This window comes from Kluyvera genomosp. 3 (assembly GCF_011765685.1).
Classification (GTDB): Bacteria; Pseudomonadota; Gammaproteobacteria; order Enterobacterales; family Enterobacteriaceae; genus Kluyvera; species Kluyvera georgiana_A.
This window is the reverse complement of sequence record NZ_CP050321.1, coordinates 4,504,128-4,514,589: the sequence shown is the minus strand read 5'-3', so window position 1 is coordinate 4,514,589 and position 10,462 is coordinate 4,504,128. Positions and strand designations below refer to the sequence as shown.

9 protein-coding genes are annotated in these 10,462 nt (G+C 57.4%); 7 read left to right on the top strand and 2 right to left on the bottom strand.

The genetic code is table 11. The features are described 5' to 3' along the window. Positions 1-2 precede the first annotated feature (2 nt). Positions 3-347 carry a gamma-glutamylcyclotransferase gene (locus tag GY169_RS21070; RefSeq protein ID WP_064546942.1) on the top strand — a complete coding sequence of 115 codons (345 nt, stop codon included), beginning with the start codon at positions 3-5 and terminating at the stop codon, positions 345-347. A gap of 102 nt (positions 348-449) precedes the next feature. Here GY169_RS21070 and ppa read toward each other — a convergent pair whose 3' ends face one another. After that, the gene (ppa, locus tag GY169_RS21065) at positions 450-977 is read right to left on the bottom strand and encodes an inorganic diphosphatase (RefSeq protein WP_064546944.1); all 528 of its coding nucleotides are present in this window, start codon (positions 975-977) and stop codon (positions 450-452) included. Between the two features lie 402 nt (positions 978-1,379). Between ppa and ytfQ the strand changes: the two genes are divergently transcribed. The 5 genes from ytfQ to GY169_RS21040 all read left to right on the top strand — a co-directional run bounded on the left by ytfQ (position 1,380) and on the right by GY169_RS21040 (position 7,641). Continuing rightward, positions 1,380-2,336 (top strand): galactofuranose ABC transporter, galactofuranose-binding protein YtfQ, encoded by a 957-nt coding sequence (gene ytfQ, locus GY169_RS21060; protein ID WP_163445815.1) that lies wholly within the window; start codon positions 1,380-1,382, stop codon positions 2,334-2,336. Positions 2,337-2,465: 129 nt separating this feature from the next. Then, complete coding sequence (gene ytfR, locus GY169_RS21055; RefSeq protein WP_167577031.1) at positions 2,466-3,968, top strand: galactofuranose ABC transporter, ATP-binding protein YtfR; 1,503 nt, start codon at positions 2,466-2,468, stop codon at positions 3,966-3,968. A gap of 10 nt (positions 3,969-3,978) precedes the next feature. Continuing rightward, a complete protein-coding gene (ytfT, locus tag GY169_RS21050; RefSeq protein WP_167577030.1) occupies positions 3,979-5,004 on the top strand; it encodes a galactofuranose ABC transporter, ATP-binding protein YtfT in 1,026 nt (341 codons plus the stop codon). Next, entirely contained in the window at positions 4,991-5,992 is a 1,002-nt protein-coding gene (gene yjfF, locus GY169_RS21045; RefSeq protein WP_163445812.1) for a galactofuranose ABC transporter, permease protein YjfF, read from the top strand. The genes ytfT and yjfF overlap by 14 nt, the downstream gene beginning before the upstream one ends. A gap of 86 nt (positions 5,993-6,078) precedes the next feature. Then, the gene (locus tag GY169_RS21040) at positions 6,079-7,641 is read left to right on the top strand and encodes a methyl-accepting chemotaxis protein (protein ID WP_167577356.1); all 1,563 of its coding nucleotides are present in this window, start codon (positions 6,079-6,081) and stop codon (positions 7,639-7,641) included. 153 nt (positions 7,642-7,794) lie between these two features. Here GY169_RS21040 and fbp read toward each other — a convergent pair whose 3' ends face one another. Continuing rightward, positions 7,795-8,793, bottom strand: coding sequence for a class 1 fructose-bisphosphatase (gene fbp / locus GY169_RS21035; RefSeq protein WP_064546953.1), 999 nt, complete (start codon positions 8,791-8,793; stop codon positions 7,795-7,797). A 176-nt stretch (positions 8,794-8,969) separates the two neighbouring features. On the opposite strand from fbp, the gene mpl reads away from it, so the two are divergent. Next, on the top strand, positions 8,970-10,337 hold the full coding sequence (gene mpl / locus GY169_RS21030) for a UDP-N-acetylmuramate:L-alanyl-gamma-D-glutamyl-meso-diaminopimelate ligase (protein ID WP_167577029.1): 1,368 nt from the start codon (positions 8,970-8,972) through the stop codon (positions 10,335-10,337). Positions 10,338-10,462 lie beyond the last annotated feature (125 nt).

The following is a 10,462-nucleotide window of genomic DNA, read 5'->3' as shown; positions in this document are numbered from 1 at the left end:
CAATGCGAATATTTGTATACGGCAGTTTACGGCGCAAACAGGGCAACAGCCACTGGATGACCAACGCTCAGTGGCTGGGCGATCACAGCGTGACCGATTATCAACTGTACAGCCTGGGCCACTATCCAGGCGCGGTGCCCGGCGATGGCACGGTACACGGTGAAGTCTATCGGATTGATGCCTCGACGCTAGCCGAGCTGGATGCGCTGCGTACCAAAGCGGGCGAATACGCACGTCACCTCATTCAGACGCCGTATGGCAGCGCCTGGATGTACGTCTATCAGCGCCCGGTCGATGGGCTGAAGCTGATAGAAAGCGGCAACTGGTTGGATAAAGACCAGTATTGAATACGACAACGCCACCCTCGGGTGGCGTTGTTTTTTTATCAGCGTGGCCTACAAACAAAAACACCGCCCGGAGGCGGTGTTTTTAACGCTCAAAAAGAAATCTTATTTCTTCGCGCGCTCGAAGGAAGCAACGATTTCAGCTTTAGCCGCTTCAGCGTTGTCCCAACCGTCAACTTTAACCCATTTACCCGCTTCGAGGTCTTTGTAGTGCTCGAAGAAGTGGGTGATCTGCGCTTTCAGCAGGTCCGGCAGGTCGTTCACATCTTTGATGTGATCGTATTCTTTGCTCAGCTTGGTGTGCGGTACCGCAACCAGTTTCGCATCTTCACCGGATTCGTCGGTCATTTTCAGAACGCCAACCGGACGGCAACGGATCACAGAACCCGGCTGCAGCGGGTACGGAGTCGGGACCAGTACGTCAACCGGGTCACCGTCCAGAGACAGGGTGTGGTTGATGTAGCCGTAGTTGCACGGATAGAACATCGCGGTGGACATGAAACGGTCAACGAACAGCGCGCCGCTCTCTTTGTCGACTTCGTATTTGATAGGATCTGCGTTAGCCGGGATTTCGATGACTACGTAGATATCTTCCGGCAGATCTTTACCCGCAGGGACGTTGAGTAAGCTCATGTCTGTTTCCTTTAGAATGTGTGGCAAATCAGTGCCCGGTATTATAGCCAACTCGCCGCGAAAGTCTTGGCCTGTTTTACATCTCCCGCCGTGAAACACGGTCTTTTCAGTGCCTTCTTATGGCAGGAAAATCCATAAAGTTAGCCGCATACTGAATAAAATCGTGGAACCGTTTACATTGCGCCAGGAAATGGGCTGATGCGGGGTAAAATTTCCACAAAATCGATAGCCTTCAACGGGTGCGCGACGCCTACTCCCTCCTGAACTTGTTCTGTTAATGGTAATTAACAAATAATTTACTTTTTTGAAGTGTGATGTAACGCATTCCGTTACATCTCCCATTGTCTATAGTTTTTCCGCAGATGAATATTTGACCAACAATAACCCTACGAGGATACCTCTATGTGGAAGCGCTTACTTCTTGTCACAGCAGTTTCCGCAGCCATGTCGTCTATGGTCATGGCTGCCCCTTTAACGGTGGGATTTTCACAAGTTGGCTCTGAATCGGGCTGGCGCGCGGCGGAAACCAACGTCGCGAAGCAGGAAGCGGAAAAACGCGGTATCACCCTGAAGATTGCCGACGGGCAGCAAAAACAGGAAAACCAGATAAAAGCGGTGCGTTCGTTTATCGCTCAGGGCGTTGATGCCATCTTTATCGCGCCGGTGGTGGCGACCGGCTGGGAACCGGTACTGAAAGAGGCCAAAGAGGCCAAAATTCCGGTGTTCCTGCTCGACCGTTCTATCGATGTGAAAGATAAATCGCTGTACATGACCACCGTGACTGCCAACAACGTGCTGGAAGGGCAACTGATCGGCGAGTGGCTAATCAAAACCGTCGACGGCAAGCCGTGTAACGTGGTGGAACTGCAGGGGACCGTCGGCGCGAGCGTGGCGATAGACCGTAAGAAAGGTTTCGCTGATGCCATTTCGAAAGCGTCAAACATCAAGATTATCCGTTCCCAGTCTGGCGACTTTACCCGCAGCAAGGGGAAAGAGGTGATGGAGAGCTTCATCAAGGCGGAGAACAACGGTAAGAACATCTGCATGGTTTACGCCCATAACGACGATATGGTGATCGGTGCCATTCAGGCGATAAAAGAGGCCGGGCTGAAGCCGGGTAAAGATATCCTCACCGGCTCAATTGACGGTGTACCGGATATCTACAAAGCGATGATTGCCGGTGAAGCGAACGCCAGCGTTGAGCTGACGCCGAACATGGCTGGCCCGGCGTTTGATGCGCTGGAGAAATTCAAGAAAGACGGCACCCTGCCGGAAAAAGTGACGCTGACCAAGTCCACGCTGTATCTGCCGGATACGGCGAAAGAAGAGTTAGAGAAGAAGAAAAATATGGGCTACTAAGCGGCTGATACCCTCACCCCAGCCCTCTCCCTGTAAGGGAGAGGGAGCCGAGCGGTGCGGGCTGTCAATCAGGCACAATACGCCCCCTCTCCCCCTCGGGGAGAGGGCCAGGGTGAGGGGGAGCGCACCATGACCACTGAAACCAACCCGGAAATCCTCCGCACCGAGGGGCTCTGCCAGTATTTTCCCGGCGTGAAAGCGCTGGATAACGTCAACTTCAGCCTGCGGCGCGGCGAAATTATGGCGCTGCTCGGCGAAAACGGCGCGGGTAAATCCACGCTGATTAAAGCGCTGACCGGCGTTTATCACGCCAACAGCGGCAGCATCTGGCTGGAAGGGCAGCAAATTCATCCGAAAAATACCGCGCATGCTCAGCAATTGGGCATTGGCACGGTATATCAGGAAGTGAACCTGCTGCCGAACATGTCGGTGGCGGACAACCTGTTTATTGGCCGCGAGCCGAAACGCTTTGGCTTTATTCAGCGGAAAGAGATGGAAAAACGCGCCACCGCGCTGATGGCTTCCTACGGTTTTTCCCTCGACGTGCGCGAACCGTTAAACCGCTTTTCGGTGGCGATGCAGCAGATCGTCGCCATCTGTCGGGCGATCGATCTCTCCGCCAAAGTGCTGATCCTCGATGAACCGACCGCCAGCCTCGACACCAAAGAGGTGGAGATGCTCTTCACCCTGATGCGCCAGCTACGCGATCGCGGGGTCAGCCTGATTTTTGTCACCCATTTTCTCGATCAGGTGTATGCGGTGAGCGACAGGATCACCGTACTGCGCAACGGCACCTTCGTCGGTTGCCGGGAAACCCGCGAGCTGCCGCAGATTGAACTGGTAAAAATGATGCTGGGTCGTGAGCTGGAGAGCCAGGCGCTGCATCGCGCGGGACGCACGTTACTAAGTGATAAACCGGTGGCTTCCTTTGAAGGCTATGGCAAAAAAGGCACCATCGCCCCGTTCGATCTGCATGTCCGCCCTGGCGAGATCGTCGGCCTGGCGGGGCTGCTGGGATCCGGACGCACCGAGACCGCGGAAGTGATCTTCGGTATTCATCCCGCCGACAGCGGGCAGGCGACGATCAAAGGCAAGCCGCAAACCCTGCGATCGCCGCATCAGGCCTCGTGTCTGGGGATCGGCTTTTGCCCTGAGGATCGTAAAACGGACGGCATTATTGCCGCCGCCTCAGTGCGCGAAAACATTATCCTCGCGCTGCAGGCGCAACGCGGCTGGCTGCGGCCAATTCCGCGCAAAGAACAAAACGAGATTGCCGAGCGCTTCATTCGCCAGCTGGCGATCCGCACCCCCAGCGCCGAGCAGCCGGTGGAGTTTCTCTCCGGCGGCAATCAGCAAAAAGTGCTGCTGTCGCGCTGGCTGCTGACGCGCCCGCAGTTCCTGATCCTCGACGAACCGACGCGTGGGATAGACGTTGGCGCGCACGCGGAGATCATTCGCTTGATCGAAACCCTGTGCGCGGACGGTCTGGCGCTGCTGGTGATCTCGTCTGAACTGGAAGAGCTGGTGGGCTACGCCGACCGGGTGATCATCATGCGCGATCGCCAACAGGTGGCGGAGATCCCGCTCGCTGAGCTCTCTGTTCCCGCCATTATGAACGCGATTGCGGCCTAAGGAGTTAACCGTGATGCCCCGAACTGTCCCCCAAACCGATAAGCCAGCGCGCCGCTTTCGCTGGCCGCCGGGTATGCCGCAAATTGCGGCGTTAATCCTGGTGCTGCTGGTCGATAGCCTGGTGGCGCCGCACTTTTTCCAGATAACCTTACAGGATGGCCGTCTTTTCGGCAGCCCGATTGATATCCTCAACCGCGCGGCGCCGGTAGCGCTGCTGGCGATCGGCATGACGCTGGTGATCGCCACCGGCGGTATCGATCTTTCCGTTGGCGCGGTGATGGCTATCGCCGGCGCCACTGCGGCCTCAATGACCGTGGCCGGGCACAGTCTGCCGGTAGTGCTGCTGGCGGCGATCGGATCCGGCGTGCTGGCCGGGCTGTGGAACGGCATCCTGGTCGCGATCCTGAAAATTCAGCCCTTCGTCGCCACGCTGATTTTGATGGTCGCGGGACGCGGCGTGGCGCAACTTATCACCTCCGGGCAGATCGTCACCTTCGACTCGCCGTCGCTGGCGTGGATCGGCAGCGGCAAGTTTCTCTTGTTCCCGACGCCGGTCATTATTGCGCTGGTGACGCTGATTGTCTTCTGGCTGCTGACGCGTAAAACCGCGCTCGGTATGTTTATTGAAGCGGTGGGGATCAACATTCGCGCGGCGAAAAACGCCGGGGTGAATACCCGCATTGTGGTGATGCTGGCCTACGTGCTGAGCGGCGTCTGTGCGGCGATCGCTGGCACGATCGTGGCGGCGGATATTCGCGGTGCCGACGCCAACAACGCCGGGCTATGGCTCGAGCTGGACGCGATTCTGGCGGTAGTGATCGGCGGCGGTTCGCTGATGGGCGGGCGCTTTAACCTGCTGCTTTCAGTGGTGGGCGCATTGATTATCCAGGGGATGAACACCGGTATTCTGCTCTCTGGCTTCCCGCCGGAGCTAAACCAGGTGGTGAAAGCGGTGGTGGTGATGTGCGTGCTGATCGTCCAGTCACCGCGCTTTATTCAGATACTGAAGAGGATGCGGGGCCATGATAAAACGTAACTTACCGCTGATGATCACCCTGGGGGTGTTTATCCTGGGTTATCTCTACTGTCTGACCCAGTTTCCCGGTTTCGCCTCGACGCGGGTGATTTGCAATATTCTGACCGACAACGCCTTCCTCGGGATTGTCGCGGTAGGCATGACCTTTGTGATCCTCTCCGGTGGTATCGATCTTTCCGTCGGCTCAGTGATCGCCTTCACCGGCGTATTTCTCGCCAAGGCGATCGGCTTTTGGGGATTATCGCCGCTGGTGGCCTTTCCGCTGGTGCTGGTGATGGGCTGCGCCTTCGGCGCGTTTATGGGCTGGTTGATTGACGCGCTGAAGATCCCGGCATTTATCATTACGCTCGCCGGGATGTTTTTCCTGCGCGGCGTGAGCTACCTGGTGTCTGAAGAGTCGATTCCTATCGATCACCCGGTATACGACACCCTCTCCGGGCTGGCGTGGACCCTTCCCGGCGGCGGCCGTCTGAGTGCGATGGGGCTGTTGATGCTGCTGGTCGTGGTGTTGGGGATTTTCCTGGCCCACCGTACGCGCTTTGGCAATCAGGTCTACGCTATCGGCGGTAACGCCACCTCGGCTAACCTGATGGGTATTCCGACGCGTAGCACCATCGTGCGCATTTATATGCTGTCGACCGGGCTGGCAACGCTGGCGGGCATTGTGTTCTCCATTTATACCCAGGCTGGTTATGCGCTGGCAGGGGTTGGCGTGGAGCTGGATGCCATCGCCTCGGTGGTGATCGGCGGCACGCTGCTGAGCGGCGGCGTCGGTACGGTGCTGGGCACGCTGTTTGGCGTGGGCATTCAGGGGCTGATTCAGACCTACATCAACTTTGACGGCACGTTGAGCTCGTGGTGGACCAAAATCGCTATCGGCATTCTGCTGTTTATTTTTATTGCTCTCCAACGAGCGCTGACGGTGCTGTGGGAGAACCGGCAGAGTGCGGCTGTCACCCGCGTCGATCTCCCGGTAACAAAGAACTAACATACTGAAACGCTAAAGTTTTTCCGGTAGCAGCCGATACCAGTCATTTACGCCAAACAGTACCCCTGCTACCGGACAAAACTATGATGCTAAAAACGCTCTCTATCCGTACCGGCCTGCTGTCCCTGCTCGCCGTGATGACTCTGCTGCTGATTCTGGTCAGCGGTATCGGCATTTATGCTCTCACTCAAAGTTCTGCTTCCCTCCAGCGTATTGACCATCTGCAAAGCGAGCAAATGACGCAGCTGAATGAGGGTTATACGCTGCTGCTGCGTGCGCGTAACGAAGCAGGCCAGGCGATCCGCTTGATGGAAATCGGCATGCTGGACGACGCGGCGAAGGCCGTCAAAACCCTTAACGGCGAAGTGACGCAGGGGCAAAAAATTATCGCCAGCGTCAGCCAGTCATCGGTTGACGATGCTGATGGCGCAAAACGGATGGCGGATGTCGCGAAAAGCTATGAGGTCTATAACACTCAGGCGATCAAACCGATGCTGGCGACGCTCGAGCAGCAGAACGTCGACGGTTATTACGATCTGCTGGAAAAAACGATGATCCCGGTGGCCCGCCAGTTTGATAACGCCATTCACGCCTTCCAGGATTGGGGGGAGTCGCGCGGGCAGATTGAAGTCGCGGCAGTACACAGCACCAAAAATCGCGTATTGGCACTGATGGTGTTGGCTATTGCACTGACCGCAGGGGTGATAGCGCTGGCCTGGCTGCAACTGCAACATCTGCTGTTGAAACCGTTGGCATCGGCGATTGGTCAGCTTGAGCAGGTGGCGTCCGGGGATTTAACCCCTTCGCCGCTGAAAACCAGCAGCGCCGAAATTAAGCGTCTGAATGTGGCGATTGCCGGGATGCGCGAGTCAATGATGAACTCGGTCATGCGGGTGCGCGACGCCAGCTCACAGATTGATATCGGCAGCCGCGAGCTGACGGCGGGCAATAACCACCTGGCGCAGCGTACCGAGTCGACGGCCACCTCGCTGGAACAAACCGCCGCCAGCATGGAACAGCTGACCGCCACCGTGAAGCAGAACGCCGACAACGCCGAGCAGGCGCACAAGCTGGCGCGCGATGTCTCGGATACCGCCGATCGTGGCAGCGAGATGGTGTGTTATGTGATTGAAAAAATGCAGGATATCTCCGGCAGCGCGAAGCGTATTGCGGACATCCTGAGTGTGATTGATGGCATTGCCTTCCAGACCAATATTCTGGCGCTTAACGCCTCGGTGGAAGCGGCCCGTGCGGGTGAACAGGGGCGCGGATTTGCGGTCGTGGCCGGTGAAGTGCGTAACCTCGCCAGCCGCAGCGCCGATGCGGCGAAAGAGATTCGCCAACTGATTGCCGACTCGCAAACCCACGTCAATGAAGGCAGCGACCTGGCGCAGCAGGCGGGGGAAACCATGGATGAGATCGCCAGCGAAGTGATGCGGATGACCAAGCTGATGCGGGAAATTGCCAGCGCGTCGCAGGAACAGAGCCGCGGCATTGAGCAGGTGAATATTGCGGTGAGCCAGATGGATGAAACCGCACAGCAGAATGCGGCGCTGGTACAGCAGTCTTCGGCGGCAACCCGTTCGCTGGAAGAGCAGTCGCAGGCGCTGGTGGCGGCGATGGCGTCGTTCCGGTTGCAGGTGGCGTAATCGGGTTACCCCCTCACCCCGGCCCTCTCCCCAAAGGGGCGAGGGAGAAAATCGACCGACCCCTCTGCTCATGTGGCGAGGGGGAAAACCGGACAGTCCCCTCTCCCCCATGGGGAGAGGGTTAGGGTGAGGGGCTACCCAGCTCCTGACGTATTACGCGTCCGGGAACTCACGAATAAAGCGCTCAACGTCTTCAACCATATGGTCGTTGCCGACGAAGAATGAACGGCGCTGGTGCAGGCTCTCTGGCACGATATCCAGAATACGCTCTTTACCATCGCTGGCCTTGCCGCCGGCCTGCTCCGCGAGGAACGCCATCGGGTTGCACTCATACAGCAGACGCAGCTTCCCTTCCGGGTGGCTGGCGGTGCTTGGGTACAGGTAGATGCCGCCTTTCAGCAAGTTGCGGTGGAAATCGGCCACCAGAGAACCGATGTAGCGTGAAGTGTACGGGCGCTGCGTGGACTTATCTTCTTCCTGGCAGAACTTGATGTACTTCTTCACCCCGTTCGGGAATTTGATGTAGTTACCTTCGTTGATCGAGTAAGTGCTGCCGCGCTGCGGGAAGCGCATGCGCTCCTGACACAGGCAGAACACGCCCAGCGACGGGTCGTAGGTAAAGGCATGCACGCCACAGCCGGTGGTGTACACCAGCATGGTGGAAGAACCGTAAACCACATAACCGGCGGCTACCTGACGGTTACCCGGTTGCAGGAAGTCTTCCTCGGTCACCGGCGTACCCACTGGGGTAACGCGGCGATAGATGGAGAAAATGGTACCGACAGAGACGTTAACGTCGATATTAGATGAGCCATCCAGCGGGTCCATCAGGACCACGTATTTCGCGTGCTCGCAGCCGTCGAAGACGACGATTTCGTCTTCCTCTTCGGAGGCGATACCGGCGACGATGTCACGTGCACGCAGCGCAGCTTTCAGTTTCTCGTTCGCGAACAGATCGAGCTTTTGTTGTACTTCTCCCTGTACGTTTTCAGCGCCGCTGGCACCCAGGATATCGACCAGACCGGCTTTATTGATATCGCGGTGGATGATCTTAGCACCTAACTTTATTGCCGACAGCAAAGCAGTGAGCTCACCGGTTGCGTGGGAGAACTCGTGCTGCTTCTCGACAATAAATTCACCTAACGTTTTCATAACACTTTCCCTGACAGTGGATGTTGAGTAAAACGGCTGCAACAATACTAACAAAGAATAAAAAAAATACGCACAGGTGAATCGCGCCAGCAAACTACGGAATATCCTGAAATGCATTTCTCTGCCGGCAAACATATGAGTAAAATGCGGGGCAGATAAAAAAAGGATAGTGACGTATGCGCATTCATATTTTGGGTATTTGTGGCACTTTCATGGGCGGTCTGGCAATGCTGGCTCGTTCGCTGGGTCACGAAGTCACGGGTTCGGATGCCAATGTGTATCCCCCGATGAGCACGCTGCTTGAAAAGCAAGGCATTGATTTAATTCAGGGCTATGACGCCAGCCAGCTTGATCCGCAGCCAGACCTGGTCATCATCGGCAACGCCATGACGCGCGGTAACCCGTGCGTGGAAGCGGTGCTGGAGAAGAACATTCCGTATATGTCCGGCCCGCAGTGGCTGCACGATTTCGTGCTGCGCGACCGTTGGGTTGTGGCGGTTGCCGGTACCCACGGTAAAACCACCACCGCCGGTATGGCGACCTGGATCCTCGAAGAGTGCGGCTACAAGCCGGGCTTCGTCATTGGCGGCGTGCCGGGTAACTTCGAGGTTTCCGCGCGTCTGGGCGACAGCCCGTTCTTCGTGATTGAAGCCGATGAATACGACTGCGCCTTCTTCGATAAGCGTTCCAAATTCGTGCATTACTGCCCGCGCACCCTGATCCTCAACAACCTTGAGTTCGATCACGCGGACATCTTCGACGATCTGAAAGCTATCCAGAAACAGTTCCACCACCTGGTGCGCATCGTGCCGGGTCAGGGCCGTATCATCCTGCCGGAGAACGACGCGAACCTGAAGCAGGTGATGGCGATGGGCTGCTGGAGTGAGCAGGAGCTGGTGGGCGAGCAGGGCCACTGGCAGGCGAAAAAGCTGAACACCGACGCCTCCGAGTGGGAAGTGCTGCTCGACGGTGAAAAGGTCGGTGAAGTGAAGTGGGGCCTGGTGGGCGAACACAACATGCACAACGGCCTGATGGCAATTGCCGCCGCGCGTCATGTCGGCGTGACGCCTGCTGACGCCGCCAATGCGCTGGGCAGCTTTATCAACGCCCGTCGCCGCCTGGAACTGCGCGGTGAAGCCAACGGCGTGTGTGTTTACGATGACTTCGCGCATCACCCGACCGCGATTCTTGCCACGCTGCAAGCGCTGCGCGGCAAAGTGGGCGGTACCGCGAAGATTATCGCCGTGCTGGAACCGCGCTCGAACACCATGAAAATGGGCGTCTGCAAAGACGACCTCGCGCCGTCTCTGGGCCGTGCGGATGAAGTGTTCCTGCTTCAGCCGCAGCATATTCCATGGCAGGTGGCGGAAGTGGCGGAAGCCTGCGTGCAGCCAGCTCACTGGAGCGCAGACGTTGACGCGCTGGCGGATATGATCGTCAAAAGCGCCGAGCCGGGCGACCATATTCTGGTGATGAGCAACGGCGGGTTTGGCGGTATTCATCAGAAGCTGCTGGAAAGGCTGGAAAAGAAAGCTCAGCACTAAACGGCTGAGCTGAGCCCCTCACCCTAACCCTCTCCCCACAGGGGAGAGGGGACCGACCGAGCAGCGAGCACGATTGGTTTTCTCCCTCGCCCCTTGGGGAGAGGGCCGGGGTGAGGGGGCTCGCT

Coding starts and splice junctions, on each gene's coding strand:
- GY169_RS21070 (WP_064546942.1), top strand. CDS start 3: ATGCGAATATTTGTATACGGCAGTTTACGGCGCAAACAGGGCAACAGC.
- ppa (WP_064546944.1), bottom strand. CDS start 977: ATGAGCTTACTCAACGTCCCTGCGGGTAAAGATCTGCCGGAAGATATC.
- ytfQ (WP_163445815.1), top strand. CDS start 1,380: ATGTGGAAGCGCTTACTTCTTGTCACAGCAGTTTCCGCAGCCATGTCG.
- ytfR (WP_167577031.1), top strand. CDS start 2,466: ATGACCACTGAAACCAACCCGGAAATCCTCCGCACCGAGGGGCTCTGC.
- yjfF (WP_163445812.1), top strand. CDS start 4,991: ATGATAAAACGTAACTTACCGCTGATGATCACCCTGGGGGTGTTTATC.
- GY169_RS21040 (WP_167577356.1), top strand. CDS start 6,079: ATGCTAAAAACGCTCTCTATCCGTACCGGCCTGCTGTCCCTGCTCGCC.
- fbp (WP_064546953.1), bottom strand. CDS start 8,793: ATGAAAACGTTAGGTGAATTTATTGTCGAGAAGCAGCACGAGTTCTCC.
- mpl (WP_167577029.1), top strand. CDS start 8,970: ATGCGCATTCATATTTTGGGTATTTGTGGCACTTTCATGGGCGGTCTG.